The organism is Denitrobacterium detoxificans, assembly GCF_001643775.1.
Lineage (GTDB): Bacteria > Actinomycetota > Coriobacteriia > Coriobacteriales > Eggerthellaceae > Denitrobacterium > Denitrobacterium detoxificans.
This window is the reverse complement of sequence record NZ_CP011402.1, coordinates 783,890-802,529: the sequence shown is the minus strand read 5'-3', so window position 1 is coordinate 802,529 and position 18,640 is coordinate 783,890. Positions and strand designations below refer to the sequence as shown.

The 18,640-nt window shown below is 57.7% G+C and carries 20 protein-coding genes; 6 read left to right on the top strand and 14 right to left on the bottom strand.

Annotated elements, in window-relative coordinates; genetic code table 11:
• Nucleotides 1–90: 90 nt before the first annotated feature.
• On the bottom strand, nt 91–294 hold the full coding sequence (locus tag AAY81_RS03245; RefSeq protein ID WP_143117326.1) for a Nif11-like leader peptide family natural product precursor: 204 nt from the start codon (nt 292–294) through the stop codon (nt 91–93).
• 120 nt (nt 295–414) lie between these two features.
• The gene (locus AAY81_RS10765; protein ID WP_074777166.1) at nt 415–594 is read right to left on the bottom strand and encodes a zinc-ribbon domain-containing protein; all 180 of its coding nucleotides are present in this window, start codon (nt 592–594) and stop codon (nt 415–417) included.
• A gap of 418 nt (nt 595–1,012) precedes the next feature.
• On the opposite strand from AAY81_RS10765, the gene AAY81_RS03240 reads away from it, so the two are divergent.
• On the top strand, nt 1,013–2,011 hold the full coding sequence (locus AAY81_RS03240; protein WP_066661316.1) for a hypothetical protein: 999 nt from the start codon (nt 1,013–1,015) through the stop codon (nt 2,009–2,011).
• Nucleotides 2,012–2,057: 46 nt separating this feature from the next.
• Here the strand turns inward: AAY81_RS03240 and AAY81_RS03235 are convergent, their stop codons facing one another.
• The 3 genes from AAY81_RS03235 to AAY81_RS03225 are packed head-to-tail and all read right to left on the bottom strand — an operon-like array spanning nt 2,058 to nt 4,066.
• Complete coding sequence (locus AAY81_RS03235) at nt 2,058–2,282, bottom strand: hypothetical protein (protein ID WP_066661313.1); 225 nt, start codon at nt 2,280–2,282, stop codon at nt 2,058–2,060.
• The gene (locus AAY81_RS03230; protein ID WP_066661310.1) at nt 2,283–3,053 is read right to left on the bottom strand and encodes a carboxymuconolactone decarboxylase family protein; all 771 of its coding nucleotides are present in this window, start codon (nt 3,051–3,053) and stop codon (nt 2,283–2,285) included.
• Nucleotides 3,054–3,088: 35 nt separating this feature from the next.
• On the bottom strand, nt 3,089–4,066 hold the full coding sequence (locus AAY81_RS03225) for an alpha/beta hydrolase (RefSeq protein WP_205630842.1): 978 nt from the start codon (nt 4,064–4,066) through the stop codon (nt 3,089–3,091).
• Nucleotides 4,067–4,169: 103 nt separating this feature from the next.
• On the opposite strand from AAY81_RS03225, the gene AAY81_RS03220 reads away from it, so the two are divergent.
• The gene (locus AAY81_RS03220; RefSeq protein WP_066661306.1) at nt 4,170–4,607 is read left to right on the top strand and encodes a MerR family transcriptional regulator; all 438 of its coding nucleotides are present in this window, start codon (nt 4,170–4,172) and stop codon (nt 4,605–4,607) included.
• 133 nt (nt 4,608–4,740) lie between these two features.
• Here AAY81_RS03220 and arsS read toward each other — a convergent pair whose 3' ends face one another.
• On the bottom strand, nt 4,741–5,715 hold the full coding sequence (gene arsS / locus AAY81_RS03215) for an arsenosugar biosynthesis radical SAM (seleno)protein ArsS (RefSeq protein WP_066661298.1): 975 nt from the start codon (nt 5,713–5,715) through the stop codon (nt 4,741–4,743).
• Nucleotides 5,716–5,841: 126 nt separating this feature from the next.
• The gene (locus tag AAY81_RS03210; protein ID WP_066661297.1) at nt 5,842–6,180 is read right to left on the bottom strand and encodes an arsenosugar biosynthesis-associated peroxidase-like protein; all 339 of its coding nucleotides are present in this window, start codon (nt 6,178–6,180) and stop codon (nt 5,842–5,844) included.
• A gap of 336 nt (nt 6,181–6,516) precedes the next feature.
• Here AAY81_RS03210 and AAY81_RS03205 point away from each other — a divergent pair, with 336 nt between their 5' ends.
• On the top strand, nt 6,517–7,188 hold the full coding sequence (locus AAY81_RS03205; protein WP_066661296.1) for a Pr6Pr family membrane protein: 672 nt from the start codon (nt 6,517–6,519) through the stop codon (nt 7,186–7,188).
• A 10-nt stretch (nt 7,189–7,198) separates the two neighbouring features.
• Here AAY81_RS03205 and AAY81_RS03200 read toward each other — a convergent pair whose 3' ends face one another.
• The 3 genes from AAY81_RS03200 to pdxS form a co-directional block, all read right to left on the bottom strand.
• Nucleotides 7,199–9,277 carry a M4 family metallopeptidase gene (locus AAY81_RS03200; RefSeq protein ID WP_066661293.1) on the bottom strand — a complete coding sequence of 693 codons (2,079 nt, stop codon included), beginning with the start codon at nt 9,275–9,277 and terminating at the stop codon, nt 7,199–7,201.
• 212 nt (nt 9,278–9,489) lie between these two features.
• Entirely contained in the window at nt 9,490–10,089 is a 600-nt protein-coding gene (pdxT, locus tag AAY81_RS03195; protein WP_066661289.1) for a pyridoxal 5'-phosphate synthase glutaminase subunit PdxT, read from the bottom strand.
• Complete coding sequence (gene pdxS / locus AAY81_RS03190; protein WP_066661287.1) at nt 10,089–10,964, bottom strand: pyridoxal 5'-phosphate synthase lyase subunit PdxS; 876 nt, start codon at nt 10,962–10,964, stop codon at nt 10,089–10,091. Before pdxS ends, pdxT begins: the two co-directional genes overlap by 1 nt.
• A gap of 137 nt (nt 10,965–11,101) precedes the next feature.
• On the opposite strand from pdxS, the gene pdxR reads away from it, so the two are divergent.
• From pdxR to AAY81_RS03175, 3 genes are all read left to right on the top strand, one after another.
• Nucleotides 11,102–12,517 (top strand): MocR-like pyridoxine biosynthesis transcription factor PdxR, encoded by a 1,416-nt coding sequence (pdxR, locus tag AAY81_RS03185; protein WP_066661284.1) that lies wholly within the window; start codon nt 11,102–11,104, stop codon nt 12,515–12,517.
• Between the two features lie 111 nt (nt 12,518–12,628).
• A complete protein-coding gene (locus AAY81_RS03180) occupies nt 12,629–13,144 on the top strand; it encodes a flavodoxin family protein (protein WP_066661281.1) in 516 nt (171 codons plus the stop codon).
• 104 nt (nt 13,145–13,248) lie between these two features.
• A complete protein-coding gene (locus AAY81_RS03175) occupies nt 13,249–14,775 on the top strand; it encodes a DUF2252 domain-containing protein (protein WP_066661279.1) in 1,527 nt (508 codons plus the stop codon).
• Between the two features lie 91 nt (nt 14,776–14,866).
• Here AAY81_RS03175 and AAY81_RS03170 read toward each other — a convergent pair whose 3' ends face one another.
• The 4 genes from AAY81_RS03170 to AAY81_RS03155 all read right to left on the bottom strand — a co-directional run bounded on the left by AAY81_RS03170 (nt 14,867) and on the right by AAY81_RS03155 (nt 18,632).
• Nucleotides 14,867–15,562: an ABC-2 transporter permease gene (locus AAY81_RS03170; protein ID WP_066661277.1), complete on the bottom strand. Its 696-nt coding sequence runs from the start codon at nt 15,560–15,562 to the stop codon at nt 14,867–14,869.
• Entirely contained in the window at nt 15,559–16,428 is an 870-nt protein-coding gene (locus tag AAY81_RS03165; protein ID WP_066661274.1) for an ABC transporter ATP-binding protein, read from the bottom strand. The genes AAY81_RS03170 and AAY81_RS03165 overlap by 4 nt, the downstream gene beginning before the upstream one ends.
• 28 nt (nt 16,429–16,456) lie before the next feature.
• Nucleotides 16,457–16,831 carry a GntR family transcriptional regulator gene (locus AAY81_RS03160; RefSeq protein WP_066661272.1) on the bottom strand — a complete coding sequence of 125 codons (375 nt, stop codon included), beginning with the start codon at nt 16,829–16,831 and terminating at the stop codon, nt 16,457–16,459.
• Between the two features lie 250 nt (nt 16,832–17,081).
• Nucleotides 17,082–18,632 (bottom strand): ANL family adenylate-forming protein, encoded by a 1,551-nt coding sequence (locus AAY81_RS03155; RefSeq protein WP_066661270.1) that lies wholly within the window; start codon nt 18,630–18,632, stop codon nt 17,082–17,084.
• Between the last annotated feature and the right edge of the window lie 8 nt (nt 18,633–18,640).

The window sequence follows — 18,640 nt, the reverse complement described above, 5'->3', positions numbered from 1 at the left end:
CCATCGACGCACCGCCTTCTTTCACGGGAAAGCGCCCCATGCGCAGTTTGCCGCATGGGGCGCTAAAACGACTATTGACGCCAAACGGGCTTATCGACCGACGCCGTACACGCCGCATTTGTCAGCAGGGCAACCCCACTCATGCTCGGAGCACCAACCTCCACTCGCAATGCCTTCGAGCTCGTCGTCGGGAATCTCCATGCCCTCTTCCTTGGCAAGCTCAAGCAGCTCTCCCGTAGTGCGGCATGCGCGCGCCTTCTCCTGCAGCTCGGGGGATAAGTCTTTGATGTTCATCTTTGTCTCCTTACGCTTGTCGCAAGCCTTCCAATCATGCTGGCCCACCGCGAGCGATGACACCGTTGCGCCCTATCTTCGAGTTGGGCAATTCGCCACACAACCCGCCACCTTGGTGGACTAGATAATTCGGGTGTTATGCGATGGGTCGATATCACTGTAGTCATCAGGCGGATTCTGCGGAATGGGATCTCCGCAATACGGGCAGGTAGTCGCATCAGAATCAACGGGCATGCCGCATGTCTGACAGGTTTTCTGATCGGTGTTTTCTCGCTTTACGGGACTTGGCCTGAAGCACATGACGCTCCCCCTCCTTTGCGCGCCAGCCCACATCCGTGCCACGCGCTTATCGCTGATATGTGCGGTAATCCGCTTCTCGCATGATTATACAAAGCGCCCTTTCCCGCCAATCGCCATACAGCCCAGCGGCAGCAACCATGTTGCCAAGGGGTTACCTTGAGGACACGCATTGGATTCCCCATGCACTCGCTCCGAAACGATTTCTGTTCGCCCTACCCGCTTTGGGGGCCAATAATCTGTTGATGGGCTATTTAGGGTTGAGCTTCTCGTCCGCTGCGCCGCGCCCGCAGCCATCACCTCGATAGAAAGCCGCTAAGCCTGTCAGTCCATGGCGCTCCTAGGGTACCGAACGGTTATACTGTTCCCGGTATCGCAGTCGAGAGGCTTTTCGCATTCGCTCTTCCCGAAAGGAATGCGCATGAACACAGCAAGCAGACAGAGGACGGCCTTACTCGCGTTTTGCATAGTGGCTCTCGCGCTGTACGCCTACGGCATCGCATCCGCAAGCTTGATTCCCGCGCACATAGAGGAAATCGCTCTCCCACTCGACTTCATGGTGGGCATACCGCTGATCTTCTACTTTCTCGTCATACGCCCCAGAAAGCTCTCGCTCCTTTGCATTATTCCCGCCATCTGGGCTGGCTACGCCCTCAGCGCCTTTGCACTCGGTTCGCCATACGCAGGCATATTGCCGTATCTCCTCACTGGCTTGATTCCTGTTGAACTGGCTATAGCTGCTGCAGAGTGCCGAAAGCTCGTCATGCTCTTCAGAAGCGCGAAAGCGGAGAGCCCAGACCCCATGGCATGGTTCCGAGCGACGATGCTCTACCTTGTCCGCAAAGACACGCCCGCGAGCATGACGGCAGCGGAGCTGAGCGTCTGGTATTATGCTCTCCTCTCCTGGCGCAAAAGACTACTCGCCCTTCCCGGGGAAACGTGCTTTAGCTACCACAACGCTGGTGGCTACATGAACGCCATACTTGGGTTGGCACTCGCCTTCCCCGTTGAGATTATCGCAGTTCATTTGCTCGTATCCCGATGGAGCGTTCCAGCTGCGATCATCATCACGCTGCTTTCGGTCTATGCCGCCATGTGGCTCGCTGGCGACGCAAGGGCACGAATCTTACGCCCCATAACAGTGGGCAGCACCGCGGTACGCCTGGAATGCGGCATCCAGATGCATGCAACGATTCGGCTCGCGGACGTAGATAGAATCGTCTTCTCGGAAAGCGACATTTCGGAGTTTGCGAAGAACGACAAGCTCAACTACGGAACCTTCTATCAAGCCAACATCTGGGTTGTGGCCAAGCGCCCCATCGAAGTGCATACGATGCTTGGAACGAAAAGCGTTCGCGCAATCGGCCTGAGCGTCGATGACCCCCATGCCTTCGCCAAAGCAATCGAACAGGCGCGATAGGAAAACCCGCCCCTTCCCAATCCATTCGAATTCAGAAGAGAGCAGATTACTTATCGACCTCTTCCTTTAGATACTTCGCATTAGCGAGCCACACATGCTCCTTGGCCGAGTCTGCGGGTTTGTTCTGAGCCATCACGCCCACGATGGCATGGGGCACATAAGGCTCTTCCAGATAGGCTATTTCTTCATCGGTAAGATGCAGGTCGACGGCGGAAACGACGCCAAACACTAAGAAAGCCGAGCGGAACACGCCGCTCGGCTCAGAGATCACTTATGCCAGCTTCCCGTATTCCTCGTCCGATACGGGTTCGAGCCATTCGTTGCTTCCGCCCTCGCCCGGCACCTCGATGGCCAGGTGCGAGAACCACGAATCAGACGCCGCACCATGCCAGTGCTTCACGCCAGCCGGGATGTTCACCACGGAACCAGGCGTAAGTTCCACAGGTTCCTCGCCCCAAGCTTGGTAGTAGCCACGCCCCGCGACGCAGATGAGCATCTGGCCACCACCCGCGTTCGCATGATGCACGTGCCAGTTGTTGCGGCAACCCGGCTCGAATGTCACATTGAACACAGGCACCTGCTCGGTAGATATCGGCGCAAGATAGCTCTGCCCCACGAAGTACTGCGCAAACGCATTGTTCGGCTTGCCAATGGGGAACGGCATTTCCTTCGCATGCGCCCTCATGGCAGCATCGTCGTACGGTAGGTCGCCCTCGCCCACATTCCACACGCTCTTCGCCAAATTGAATACGGCCCACGCCTTAGGCCACCCCGCATAGAACGCAACATGCGTGATAACGGCGGCAATCTCGGCCTGAGTCACGCCGTGATTTTTCGCATTCTGCAAATGGTAGGTCAAAGACGAGTCGGTAATACCCTGTGCCATCAGCGCAACAACCGTGAGGATGCTTCGCGTCTTCACGTCGATATCCTGGTTGTTCCAATTCTCGCCAAACAGCACGTCATCGTTGAAGTGCGCGAATTCGGGAGCGAACTCGCCTAGCTGGGAACGCCCAGCCGTCTGCACGATCTTCTTCGTCATAGTTCCTCTCTTCGCGTCTATCGCACGTTATAACCCTACATGCCCTCCTCGAAAAACGACTGAAGCTTATCGAAGGGAATGGCTTCATAGTTATCGTAGAGGTCCACGTGGTTCGCACCAGGAATGATCATGAGCTCCTTGTTGTCACCCTTAAGCAGCTCGAACGCACCCTCGCTGAAGTAGCGGGAGTGGGCGTTTTCGCCATGGACGAGCAGAACCGGCGTGTCAATTTCGCCTGCCATGGAAAGGATGGGCTGGTTCATGAACGAGACCGTGCCGATGACGTTCCAACCATCAGTCGAGTTGCCCGAACGCTCATGATAGCCACGCGGAGTCTTGTAGTACGCGTGGTAATCCTTCACGAACTGCGGAGCATCTTCGGGCAGCGGGTCGACAACGCCGCCAGCGCGCTCGTAGGAGCCAGACGCATACTCGGCCGTGCGCTGCGCCGCCCAAGCCGCACGCTGCTGGTCGCGCGCTTCCTTGTTGTCGGCGCTTCCGAAATAGCCCTCGCGGGTGACGCGCGTCATATCGTACATCGTCATTGCGGCAGTCGCCTTGATGCGCGGGTCGAGCGCCGCGGCGTTGATGGCCATTCCGCCCCAACCGCAAATGCCAATGATGCCAATGCGCTCGGCATCGACGTCGTCACGGCAGCTCAGGTAGTCGATGGCCGCGCAGAAGTCCTCGGTGTTGATGTCGGGCGATGCCATGCGCCGGGGTTCGCCACCGCTTTCGCCCGTAAACGAGGGGTCGAAGGCGATCGCCAAGAAGCCACGAGCCGCCATTTCCTGAGCATACAGGCCGCTCGACTGTTCCTTGCAAGCGCCAAACGGGCCGCTCACGGCGATGGCGGGAAGCTTTCCCTCGGCACCCTTCGGCTTGTACAAATCGGCAGCCAACGTAATGCCATAGCGATTGACGAACGTTACCTTGCAATGCTCAACGCGCTCGTTACGCGGAAATACCTTGTCCCAATCCTGAACGAGCTCGAGCTGTTCTGCTTGCATCATGGCGGATCTCCCTTTCAGTTGAAACCATACGTGACTATGTTACTATGTGCACCCTAAGACATGAACCTAACTTTAGGTCAAGAAGTTAATTGGAGAAGACATCATGTACACCATCGGCCAGGTTTCCGAAATGTTCGACCTTCCCATATCCACGCTGCGCTACTACGACAAGGAGGGCCTCTTCCCCACCATAGAACGCAAGAACGGCATTCGTAAGTTTGGCGAAACAGAACTGGAGGCACTGCGCGTCATCGAGTGTCTGAAGGCATCGGGACTGGAAATCAAGGACATCAAGCTGTTCATGCAATGGTGTACGGAAGGCCCCGAAACGTACGCGCAGCGCAAGGAGCTCTTCGAACGCAGGCGCGAAGCAGTGCAAGAAGAGATGGCACGACTGCAAAAGACGCTTGCCATGCTCGAATTCAAGTGCTGGTACTACGACACGGCCATCGCCGAGGGCAGCGAAGATGCCCCGCAGTCCATGATGCCCGACAAGCTGCCCCCAAACATCCAAAAGCTCTACGATCTGGCGCATAGCTAGACTGCCCACCCCAGACATCCAATCCGCATCCACGCATACGCGAAGCGGTCCCCCGGGACCGCTTCCTTCCTTCGCTCATTACAGCGTTGCACGAGAGACGCTTCCGGGCTTAGACCTAAGCCGTTTCACCACCTCAACTACTGCCCGCGCCAGCCGTGCAGGCATAGCAGTGATTGGCAAATACGATGCGACGCGAAGGTTGCCGCTCTCGTGCGAAGTCGAAGATGGTCTTCTTCCCCACGATTTCCAAGCCCAGCGCCTGATTGAAATCGCAGTCGTATACCCTACCCGCATAGTCGACGCTTATCTGGTCACGACACATCATGCCCTCGGTGGTAGCCGGGTTAAACGCATCCACCAGACGATGCAAATAACCCTCCAGCTTCCCCTTGCGGTTCAGCGCTTCGGCAAAACGCCCGATGGGGTTGTTGGTGATAGCCACCAAATTGGAAAAATGCACATCGAAATCGCGTGCCAGGTTCCTATGGAATTGCTGTTCCATGGAAGCCTGGTCGGGAGGCATGGTTGCCCCGGCGGGATTGAAGACGAGCGTAATGGTATGAGTGTCGCCTTGTCCGTCGTGATCGCCAAAGCCAACATCGTTCAACATGCGCAATGCCTCAATCGAGGCCATGAATGTGCCGTCGCCACGAATCTTGTCGACATTGCGTGCGCTATAGAACGGAAGAGAGCCGAACAACTGGGCCCCCACCTCGGCATACAAGTTCACAAAGTGAGAGTAGCGAGGGTCGGTGAGAATGCACAGGTTCGTTCGCACAATGGGCCGAACGCCACGCGCCTGCCATTCGCGCAGGAACCATTCCATATCGGGATGCATCTCGGGGGCGCCACCCGTGATATCCACCGACGTGAAGCCACCAGTTTCATACGCATCGAAACACGCCTGCATGACCTCGCGGCTCATAACCTCGGTGCGCTTGGGGCCGCACTGCAGGTGGCAATGCCTGCACGCAAGGTTGCACACATAGCCAATGTTGATTTGCAACGTGGTAAGGGGCTCGTTCGTCATGCGATGTTCGGGAGGCACCATCGTGAAAAACGCTGGCGCCGCATCACGCAATATCGAAAGAATGCTCTTCTCCGACATAATTGCCCCTTTCCCCACAAGCAAGCAAGAGAGTCCGGCGACGTCATGCAGGCCGAAGAGCAATCACATCGAATGAGCCGCGATTGCCAACCGCACAACGTCGCCGAAGCTACTACCCCCTACCCGCTACAACTCCTGATCCTCGATGATCTTGACCGCCTGCACGGCGTGCGCAAGCGCCGCACCGCCGCGAATGGCATTCGTCACATGGAACGCCTCGCCAATTTCCTCTTGGCTGCAACCCTGCTGCAAGCACGCATTGGTATATGCGTCGATGCAATACGGACACTGAACCGCAGCTGCCACCGCCAACGCAATGAGCGACTTCTCGCGTCCCGTCAGCGCCCCATCCTGAAACACGGAACCATAGTAGGCCATGTACTTGTCCCATAGCTCGGGAGAGAGAGCGCCCACGCCATCAGGAGAGAAGTTGGCCAGATCGGCAGGATTGTAATAGGTTTCCATAACAGCTTTCCTTTCCCTAATAGGAACGCACGAAACGATAGTTCAATTATAAAAATATCGTTACCGACAGAGTCACAATTGCCCGATTGTCCCTCACGCGTTACCAACGGCGACCAAATGGAGCATTTCGAAGCGAACGCAGCATCCCATCGCAACGGCCAGCGCAATGCGCAGCCAAGCCAATATGTCATCCGAAAAACAACTCCGCATCAGGCGTGATGTATTTGACACGCGTCGATTAACAAGCAGCCTACAAGCATATTTCGGTTGGCAAAACACGTTCCGTGCGCTCGTACAATGCACCACAGAGGCATTTGTTCGGAACGGAGAAACGTCATGCGCAACACAAGCAAGACATTCTCGATCATATGGAAGCTCGCGCTCATCGCCTGCGCTATCTACGGACTGCTCGATGGCTCGGGCATTCTTGCGGGGTCGTACAAGGAAGGCTTCCCGCATATGTTCACGAACGTCTCGAATATCTTCGCGCTGGGCTACTTCAGCTGCGCGGCCGTTTGGCTCACCAAGAACATCAACGACGACGCAGCCATCACCCTCGCTCCCACGGCGAAGTACACGGCAACCATCTCGCTGCTGGTTACCATGCTCATCGCCCACTTCATGCTCTTCGATGCGATGTTCCAAGATGGCGAGCTCGTGTTCCACCTCGTTGTACTGCATTACATCGTGCCGCTCATGGCGCTATTGGACTGGGCGCTCTTCGACGTAAAGGGCAAGCTCCCCATCTGGGGACCCTTCGCATGGCTCTCGCTCGTTGCAGCGTACCTTGCCTTCACGATGATTGCGGTAGGCGTTTTCGGCATCTACATGGGCGGAGGCACGACGGCGGACATCAGCATGTACCCCTACACGTTCCTAGACCCAGGCATTTCGGGCGTTGAAGGCGTTGTGGGATTCTGCGGAGCAATGCTCGTGGCGTTCATCGTGCTTGGCTACGTACTGTGGGCGATAGATAGGCTGCTCGGCCGTTTGGCTCGCAAGCACTAGCCATGCGCCGCTATTCAAGCCCCTTGGAGGTAAGCGTCACGGACTGGCCCTCTTCGACGTGAATGGCCTCACCCTTCTCCGAAACGTCACCATACTCGTCGACGCTCGCCCATCCGCCGCTGTTGTACACCGAGCTATCCGCATTATCGGGATCGTCGCCCACCCAAACCACGGCGTAGTAATCACCTGCCGGAAGCGATGCGCTCACGACGCCCGTTTCCGCCTCGGGAACACCCCAAACGGAGGAGTCGTCATCGCTATCCACCTTGTCCGTACTCACGAATGTGGCGCGCACCTGCCCCTGGCCAGCCGCATCGACATTGGGGAAAGCGAACTCCACCGAGCCCGCGCCATCGGGAAGGGCGGACGGCTTCTCTTGCGCGGTGTAGCCCGCATCGGCAATGCTGCGATTGAGAGCATCCGCATACTGGCCATACCCCGTCTGCTCCAAAACCCACGGCAAAAGCTCGGCCATCTGGGCGTAATCAGTGGTCGGAACCATGGCAAGCGCTACGTTGAGCCAGAAGGTAAACTGCTCGTCGCAGGTCATGCCCGCTTCGTTCAACTTGTATGAAACGATGTTGAGGAGCGACGAATTGATATGCACGCCGCCCATGTCATTCATTTCCGTTGCAGGCGCCACTCCGGGAATATAGTAGACATCCCAACGGTATGCAGGCTGAGCGCACCTATTCGGGTTGGCAAAGTCGCGAATGCCACCCTCGGAGGTCTTTTCGCCCATAACCCAAGCACCCTCGTCGCCGTCAAGCTCCATTTCCGTAAGATTGCCCAGGATGTCACTCATCGACTCGTTGATGGCGCCCGTTTCGTTGTAATAGAGATTGGTGGTCATGGTGGTGCCCGTTAGGCAATGAACGAACTCATGCGCAACGATGTCGGTGGCTAGACCATTATTGCTGGAACGGCCAAACGCAAACGACTCCCATCCACCCCGAGCGCCCAGATAGTAGCAATTATCGTCAGGCTCTCCCGTACTGGTAACGGCATTCATAAGAAGCAGAGTAGGCGAACCCACGCCATCGGGCCCCTTCCAGCTCATCTGGGCAAACAAATCCCAAATGCGCAGGAAATTCTCGTACACGGCAACGTCCATCTCATTGAGGGACACGTCATCGTCCTCGAAGGGCGACGCAACCTTGCCATCATCGTTGAACTGAGCATAGTCGGCACACAGAATCTTGCGTTTCGCATCACCCAAAAACGCCACAGCGCCCGTCTGCTTGTCCACGAGCACGGGAACCGTCACCTGGGCGGGGCTTCCATCCTTTTCAACCGTGAAAGTCATATCCTTCTGATCGTAGGCATCGAAATCGAACTCTGTCGATTCCGCCCTAAGTGCTTCGGGGTTATTGGGTTCGGAAACGGGCACGCTGTACATGTAGTCGCCACCCACGTTCACATAGCTCGCAAGCCAGGATTGGTCGGCGCCCTTGCTCGACCCCACATTCACGTACACCACCCATGCAAGCATGGTCTGCTCGGCATCCTCCGAAATGGGAACGATGGTCTGAACGGTATACTCGCTTACCGCCTTGGGATCATTCACCCCATTTTGCGCGAGCACGTCCACGACCGCCTTCTCCGCTTCCTCCTGCGTTACGGCCACCTCTTCCAAAGACGGGGTCTTCGCATGGGGCAGAATGTCGCTCACCAGGCCAACTACGTCGTGATTTGCATTCACGATGAGCTTGGCGCTTGCGCCGTAGACCATCACGCCTCCGGCTTGCTGCTGGAAAATGTAGTATGAATTGCCATTTTCAACGGGGATAAGCTGCACGAGCTCCAGGTTGGTCGTGTCATCGCCGCCCATGCGTTCCACAAGGCTTGCCACAACCGCTTCCGCATCTTCGTCGCTGGCAACCTTGGCGTCGGTCACATTCGAACCAATGAACGTGGATACGAGGCCCTCACCCGAAAGAGCCTCGCGGTATTCGACGGGAATAGCCGACGAAGACGCATCACCTGAAAGCGCAGCATTGGAATCCACAGCATTGCCGTTACAGCCCGCAAGCGAACATGCAGCAACAATCGCACATACCAGAATGGCAAAAGGCCTAATCGACTTCATGGGCCAATCCTCTCCCCCAAGAGTACCCCGTCCGCTCGACCATGAAACGAGCATGGAAACGGACATGGACATTGTACGAGGGACGACCGCACCCATCCAAGCGAATCGATAAAGGTTACCTATTCAATACCATAACAAGACGGCGAGTGCGTGCGCCCACCCCACAGGGGTTCTAGCGGGCACCGCACTCGCGACTCCAAGCCACACAGGCGCTACATCGAAAGAAATGCCTGGTGAAGCGCTTCGTTAGTGTCTAATTCGGGGTGAAAGGACAGTCCAATCTGGTTTGCATATCGCACGGCAACTATATGTTCGTTCACCGTGGCAAGCACCTCGACTCCAACCTCGACCTGCGTAACGAACGGCGCGCGAATGAACGTCATGGGCACGCGTCCGCACCCCGCGCACTCCTCCACCACGCGAAAGCTTCCCAGCTGACGACCGTACGCATTGCGCCGAACGGTAACGGGGAGCGTAGCAAGCCAAGTGGAATTATGCTGAGCATCGACGGTTGAACCGTCGCCATTTTGCGTATCGATGCGCTTTGCAAGCAATATCAGCCCTGCACACGTGCCCAGAACGGGCATACCACCTTCGATGAGTCCCCGAATCGTCTCGAGCATTCCCAAATCGCGCATGAGACGGCCTTGCGCCGTGCTCTCGCCACCAGGCAGAACCAGCGCATCAAAGCCCTTGCGAAGATCCGATGCCTGACGAAGCTGAACGACCTGAACGCCCAGACGCTTCAGAATGCGCTCGTGCTCGACAAAGGCGCCTTGCACCGCCAGAACGCCCACCGTGCGCTTCGCCATTACTGCCCTCGCTCTTCCATAATGAGCTGAATCTCATCGGCGTTGATGCCCACCATGGCCTCGCCAAGATCTTCCGAAAGCGCAGCTATTAGCTCGGCATCGGCATAATTCGCAACCGCTTTGACGATGGCTTCGGCGCGCTTCGCCGGATTGCCACTCTTGAAGATGCCGCTACCCACGAACACGCCCTCGGCGCCAAGCTGCATCATGAGTGCCGCATCGGCCGGCGTGGCAATACCACCTGCGGCGAAATTAACCACGGGCAGCCGCTTGCTATCGTGCACCTCGCATAGCAAATCAACGGAAACGCCGAGCTTTTTCGCCTCGTCATAAAGCTCATCCTTTTCGAGCGCTGCAACCTGCGCAATTTGGCGATTGATGAGGCGCATATGGCGCACCGCCTGCACCACATCGCCCGTGCCAGGCTCGCCCTTCGTGCGAATCATGGTCGCGCCCTCGGAAATGCGACGAAGCGCCTCGCCCAAATCGCGCGCCCCGCAGACAAAGGGCACGTCGAATGCGTTCTTGTCGATGTGGTACGTATCATCAGCCGGCGTGAGAACTTCGGATTCATCGATGTAATCAATTTCGATAGCCTGCAGAATCTGGGCTTCCACGAAATGCCCGATGCGCACCTTGGCCATAACGGGTATGCTCACAGCCTCCTGAATTCCCTTGATCATCTTCGGGTCGCTCATACGCGAAACGCCACCCGCCGCACGAATATCGGCGGGAATGCGCTCGAGCGCCATGACCGCACACGCACCCGACGCTTCGGCGATGCGCGCCTGTTCGGGCGTAGTCACGTCCATGATGACGCCACCCTTCAACATCTGGGCCAATTGCCTATTGAGCCCGATTCGTTCCCTGTTCATGAAAATCCTTCCTCCGAGAATTGTTTCATGCAAGGCTACAGGTAATCTGGTATTACTAACATATTCAGTTTTGAATCGATTTATATAGCCAGAATAAGACCAGATTTCGCGATTCGCTATGACCAGAGAGAGACTCAATGCTCACCTACAATCTTGATGACCATGATGGCCTACCACTCTACGAAAGCCTCTATCGCCACATTCGCGACGATATTCTCGATGGCACGCTCTGCCCAGAAGCACGCCTCCCCTCCAAGCGCGCGCTCGCCAAGAACCTGGGCGTGAGCGTCATCACGGTCGAAGGGGCCTATCGCCAGCTGAAAGCAGAGGGGTACATAGCCTCACGCGAACGGAGCGGTTTCTACGTTCAGGAGATCACGCCTCACGTGCACGCAAAAGCAACCACGCTCCCGCACACGCCACCATCTCCAGCCACGTACGAACTCGCCGACTTTTCGCTTGCACGCACTACGGCAGACAGCTCCTTCTGCCGCCTTTGGGAAAAAACGCTCCGCAACGTCTTGGCGAACGAACCCGAATCCCAGCTCTTCGCTGCCCAGCCGCCCCGCGGGTCGCTTCGGCTACGCGAAGCCATCGCGGCATGGATTTCGCGCTACCGCGGGATCGACGCACTCCCCGAGCAGATCATCGTAACCGCAGGAGCGCCCATGCTCTACAGCCTCATTGCGCTCACCTGCGGCAAAAGCGGCAGCGTTGCGCTGGAATCGCCAGGGTACGAACGCCTTGCGAGCATCTATGACACGATGGGCGTACCCACGACCTTCGTTCCCCTCGACGACGAGGGCATGGACTACGCAAGCCTCGAGGCAAGCAACGCCTCGCTCGTGCACATCATGCCCTCCCACCAATTCCCCACGGGACGTGTCACATCGGTGTCGAGAAGATACCAAATGCTGGGCTGGGCGTCGCGCGATAAGGAACGCTACATCATCGAAGATGACTACGACTGCGAATTTCGCCTTTCGGGCAAGCCCATTCCTGCGCTTCGCAGTATCGACGCAGAAGGAAAGGTCATTTACCTGAGCACGTTCTCGAAGAGCCTGGGACCCTCGGTACGCATTGCATTCGGCGTCTTCCCCGCCAGCCTGAACGATCGACTCGAACAACTCATGCGCTGCTTCTCCTCCACCGTGGGAGCCATCGATCAAATCGCCCTAGCGAAGTTGCTCGAATCGGGCGCGTACGAAAGGCACGTGAATCGCTATCGCAACAAGGCGCGCGCCACGCGCGATCGGCTTGTCGACGCGCTACGCAACAGCGCCCTTTCAGAACGGCTATCCTACGAGGAATGCAATTCGGGACTGCATTTCGTGCTAGGCATCGAAACCCACGCACACGGCAACGAAATCGCTGCGCACGCGGCTGAAATGGGGGTTGGGCTTATGCCACTCGAACGCTACGATCTGGCCGGGACCCTAACGCACGATGGAAAGGCACGGTTTGTAATGCAATACGAAGACATCGATCAAGCCCTGTTCACGCGCGTAGCCGATATCATCTGCTCGGCAGTCCGGCAGGCCGAACACCAATAGGCCACACGCCAGCGACCGCGCCTCGAGCAATGTATATCCCGCATATGTTGCAGCAACAACATCATTGCCCTCCGCACGATGCTAACGTCATGCTCGTATCTAGGAGGTAGCATGGCCAAGAACATCACGATGCTCGTATCGTCCCGTACGGGCAACACACGCAAGATTGCCAACGCAGTAAAAGACGAGCTCGAGCTTCACGGATATCGCGTACACGAACGAGACAAGGGCGAAGCCGTACGCACCGAAAACGTCATCATCTGCTTCTGGTGCTTCAAATCGCGCTTCGACCCGCTGAACGCCAAGCTGCTTGAGGACATGGCAGGCAAACGCATTCTGGCATTCGGCACGTTCGGCGGCTACCCGGAAAGCGTCTACGGAAACAAGGTACGCGCCAACGTAACCGCCGACGTGGACAAGCACAACACCTGCCTGGGAGTATTCCTTTCTCAAGGCAAGGTGGGCACGCACAATATCGAAAAGCGTCGCGCCCTGCCCCACGACGACCCGCATTATCTAGACGACGCGGGCGTCGCGCGCATCATGGAATCGCAACGGCACCCCAATGAAAACGATATGCAACGGGCAAAGGAATTCCTGCTCGAGCACGTACGCTTCTTCGCATAGCAGCGTGCCGAAAAGCACGCGACGAATTGTTACCCATGCGCGTACAATAGGCGGAGGGAAGTTCATGGGGCAGAACTTCAGGGGCAGTCGAAAGGCGGTCGTCTATGTTCATCGACAAGAGCACGGAAACCAAGCTGCGCGAAATCGTAGCCGAGACGCTGTACAAGACGGACGAACGCTCACCCGAGGAGCGCAAGGCGGCGGGTAAGGCTCTCCGCGAAACGGTGCCCCTTGGCTCCCACGCCACATGGAGCGCCCCCGAAGACCGCCCCGACCCCGTTGCCCTCCTGAAAGAACAGGGAGAATCCCGCTTGCAGGAACTCCTCCCCCTTCGCTACGAGCGCATGGGAGTATCCGCGTTCACGTTCTACCGGGGTGGCGCGCTCATCATGGCGTCCGACCTGTCAAACACGCCAGCCACCGGCATCAACGTGCAGGCATGCGGCGATGCCCACATCTCGAACTTCGGGCTCTTCTCCAGCCCCGAACGACGCACCGTCTTCGACATCAATGACTTCGACGAGACGTCCATCGGCCCCTGGGAATGGGACGTCAAGCGCATGGCCGCCAGCGTGGAGATTTGCGGCCTCGACCGTGGCTTTTCCAAAAAGGAACGCAAGGAAGCCGTGCTTGCTAGCGTGCGCGGATACCGCGAGAGCATGCTCGAATTCGCCGCGATGGGCAACCTTGACGTATGGTATGCGCACATCGACATCGACGAAGTCACGTCGGCCTTCGAAGACAAGATGACGAAGAAGGAAAAGAAGCAAGCCGCCAAGGCCATCGGCAAGGCGAAGAGCAAAAACAGCACGCGAGCCGTTGCAAAGCTCACCGAAGTCGTCGATGGAAAGCTGCGCATCATCAGCAATCCCCCCATCGTGATTCCACTGCGCGACATGGCGAGCGCCGCCAAATCGGCTCCCTGGATCAAGCTGCTCGATACGGAAAAGATCGTCAAGCTCGTGCTCGCGGCATACCGAAAGACGCTATCCCCCGACAAGCAGATGCTCATCAGGCAATACCACGGAATCGATTCCGCCATTAAAGTAGTTGGCGTAGGCAGCGTAGGCACACGCGCGTTCATCATCGTGATGCAGGGCGCAGACTGCGAAGACCCCTTGGTGCTGCAGATCAAGGAAGCGCAGGAATCGGTGCTCGAGCGCTTCTGCGGCAAGAGCAATGCCGAACAGCATGGCCAACGCGTCGTAGAGGGACAGCGCGCCATGCAAACGGCAAGCGACATCCTGCTTGGCTGGTGCCGCCTTCCCGGAGTCGACGGAAAGAAGCGCGATTACTACGTACGCCAGTTGTGGGACGGCAAGGGGTCAGTCGATCTGGAGCGCATCGATGCGAAGCACCTTGCGGTCTACGCACGCGCCTGCGGACGCACGCTCGCCCACGCGCATGCGCGCACGGGAGACCGCTTCGGAATCGCGGGGTACCTTGGCACGACCGACGAGTTCGACAAGGCCATCGCAAAGTTCTCGCGCGCATACGCCGCGCAGAACGAAGCTGATTACGCCCGCTTTCAGGAAGCGATCGCGCAAGGCGAACTGCAGGCAACCATGGCTCTCCCCGCTAACGACGAGCAGAAGTCCCAAGGCGAGCCACAACCCGCCGAAAGCGAATAGCAGTCCACGACGCAGTTCAGCGACAGATAACGCAGGCAGGGCCCGTGCGATGCACGGGCCCTGCCAAACATGCGCCTAGGAGGGAACGGGGCTAGAACTCACGAGCTCCGTAGAGCCTCAAAGCAACCAGCGCGCTTGCGATAAACAGCGCAAGAGCACCCACTGCAAGGGAGAGACCCGCCACAACTGGCGTCATGCCCATAAGCAAATCCAGCGTGAACTTCGACTGCATGAAGCCGGCGAACGCGCAGAATCCGAACACGAAGACGAGCGGCAGAATGCGCACGGAACGCGTGACCCCAAACCGCATGGCAATGGGAAGTATCACCGAGAGCATAACGAGAGCGATGGACATGCCGCCAACCCCCGCAAGGCCTGCCATCGCGGGAAGACTCACCCCAACCATGGCCTGGGCATCGAATGCGGACCCTCCAAGCCCCGTTGCGGGAATCACGGCATATGCGGCAAGCGCAACAGCCACCGAAAACGCGAGGGAAGCCAACGATGCCACAAGCACACCCGCATAGCGACCGAAAACGATATCGCGCTTGGACAAGGGCAGCGTCTCGCGCAGCCTCGCCCAGCCGGCCATCTCGTCATAGCTAAGCACTGAATACGTCATGAGGCAGGGCAACATCACCGCAATGGCCGCTGCGCCCATCGACACGCCCATCATCAGGCTGTCGCACGAGACGATCATGATGACGATAACGCAGGCGCATATGGCAGCCGTCTGCAAAACAAAGCGCTTTACCTGGGCAAAATCGGAAGCGAGCATCGCTTTCATCGCGCGCCTCCTTTCAACATCAAGAGCATGTAGTCGTCGAGCGAAATCGGATCGCACGGCGTATCGGGAAACACCTGCATGAACGCAAAGCGGTCAGGCACGAATACATCGATCTGGTAATCGCGCCGCAGGTAATACAACTCGTCCTGGGGCAGGAACCCGCTTTCGCCAATCGCCGCAAACTGACGTTCGGCGCAACGAGCAACGCCGCCCCTGCCGCAAATGTCATCCTTTTCCTTGGAGAAGATCACGCGCCCCGCATCAACGCAAACGATGCGATCGGCGATCTTTTCCAAATCCGACGTAATGTGGCTGGAGATGAGAATGCCACGCCCCTCATCATTCATGAACTCACGCAGATATTCCAAGGCCTCGTCGCGGGCAATGGGGTCGAGGCCCGCGGTAGGCTCATCCAAGATAAGCAGCTCGGGATGATGCGCCAGCGCAAAGGCAAGGGATAGCTTCATCCCCATGCCGCGCGACAGCGTTTCGATCTTCTTCTTGGGGGAGATATCGAACTCGTTCAAAAGCCTGTTGAACTCCGGACCATCCCAGTTCGCATACGCCGCCTTGCCAATACTCGCTATATCCGACACATGCATCGTGGGAACGAACGCGCACGTATCGAACACGACTCCCACGCGGCGCTTCCACGCCCCGCCCTTGGGGCTTTCGCCGAAAGCGCGCACCTTGCCCCCATCAAGACGATTCAGGCCCAACAGCGCCTTGATGATGGTGGTCTTGCCCGCGCCGTTGCTGCCAATAAGGCCCACAACGTACCCTTCGGGCACCGATATGCTCACGTTATCGAGCGTGAACCCGTCGTATCGCTTCGTCAGGCCCGCACCTTCGATTAGGTTAGGCATCTTTACTCACCCTCTTACCCTCTCGCATCTATTCATCCACGGCAAGCGCATCGAGCATGTCGTGCAATTCCGCAACATCGACCCCAGCCACGCGCGCATCCGATAGCGCTGCGGCAAGATGTTCTTCCACCCTGCGCAAGCGCTCCTCGCGCAGGAGCTCCAAATTCGCCCCTGCCACGAAGCTGCCCTTGCCCTGCACGGTATCGATGAACCCCTGGGCCTCGAGCTCCGCGTATGCCCGCTTCGTGGTAATCACGCTCACATGAAGACGATTGGCCAGCATGCGCATAGACGGCAGCGAAGAACCAGGTTCAAGCGCACCAGACAGAATGGCATCCTTCAGCTGAAATACGATCTGCTCGTAGATGGGCTTATCGCTTGCATTGGAAATGACAATATCCAAACCAATTACTCCTTTTTCACGGCGCCATTGAAAACGCCTGCGCGCTAGCGACACGCCGCTCGCGCACTGCCCGGATTGACGTCTCGCACCGGGTATAGTGTATATACGCTACATACACAGTATGCACACGTAAGAATGAACTGTCAAGCATTCGCCCAAACGCTTGCCACCACCCGCAATCACAGCCGTTATTTCGCCAGGTAACGCAAAAAAGAGGCTCCCGAAGGAGCCTCTCCACGAACGCTCGCCCTTACTGGGCCATGATCGCCTCTGCACGTTCTCTCAGCTTCTGCTTATCGTACGCTCCCGACGCGTCTCGGTCGGGAATCTCGTCGACAATTTGAATGCGCGACGGACGATACCAGGGACCGCGCACGACCTCGAGCTCGCTCCCCAGCTGCTCTTCGGTGTACTGCACGCCCTCGTCGAGCGCCACCCAGACGAAGATGTGCTCGCCATCGGCAGCATCGGAAATGGGATGAGCCACCGCGGCACGCACGCCATCCATGTCCAGAAGCACCTTTTCCACGTCGAACGCGTACATGACGAATCCGCGGTACAAGATAACGTCCCGCGAGACGCCTACAATATGCAAGTACCCCTCTTCGTCGAAATACCCCTGATCCAGCGTATCGCGCCAGCCATCAACCACTTCAACAGGGGCGTCATAGCCCAGCGTTTGCACGCATACGCTGGGGTTCTTGGTAACCACGTGGCCCACTTCGCCCGGAGGCATCTCCTCGCCCGTGCGCGGATCCTGCACGATGACTTCCGTGCCCGCGAAAGGCACCTTCACGCCAGCCGAATCGAACACCTTCGAATCGCCCTTGCGATGGTCTTCGGGGGAAAGCCACATGAGCAAACCCGTTTCGGTTGAGCCATAAATCTGCGCAAAGTCACAATCGAGCAAGTCGTACGCATCCATGATGTCCTCGGCACTGACCTTCTGGCCACCGTACACGAAACGATCCAGTGCCGAAAGGTCGGCCATAGCAGCCGCATCGCTTCGCGCCAGCTTCACCATCTGCGAAGAGGGCAAGAACAGATCGGTGATGCGGTGCTGCTCCATGGCGCGCACGATGCCCTCGGTAGTTGGCTTGCCCCAATAGATGATGACCGTCTCGCGCCGGAAGAGCGCCGCAACCAACATGCCAATGCCCTGCACGTCGGTCGTGGGAGTAAGCTGCAAGTAGCGTCCCCGCTCTCGCTGCCCATAGACCGCCGCCATCTTCGCGAGCGAATAGAACTGCGCTCTATGGGAAAGCACGATACCCTGGGCCGCCCCCGCACGCCCCGCCGTAAACCGCACGACAGAAGCATCGTCGTAGGAAACATGACGGTCCTCGAAGGCTTCGCTCCCCGTAGGCGCCAGAATGCTACCTTGGGCCGTTATCTCGATGAATTCAACTTCGCATCCAGCCTCGAGCAGACGATCGCGCAGCTTTTCGACGATGAACGACTCGCATACCACGAACCGCGCGCCCGTATCGCGAATGAAGCGCGTCCAGCTATCGGCACCTACGTAATTCTGCAGCCCGAACGAGGCACCGCCTGCCAGCGCAATGCCAAACGCCGCTGCAACCATGCCAATATCATCGCTGCCACCATATGCGCAGTATTCGTTCGGTTTGAACCCGCGGCGAATGAGCTCGTCGCGAATGCCCTCGCAGAGCCCAAGCGCCTGCACCCCCGAATAGCTGCCAGATTGGGTCACGAAGACCTCATCGTCACCCGCTTCCTCGAGCAACGATCGATAATACGTTTGAAGATCGCCATCGATGACGCCATCGCGTAACGACATGCAAATCA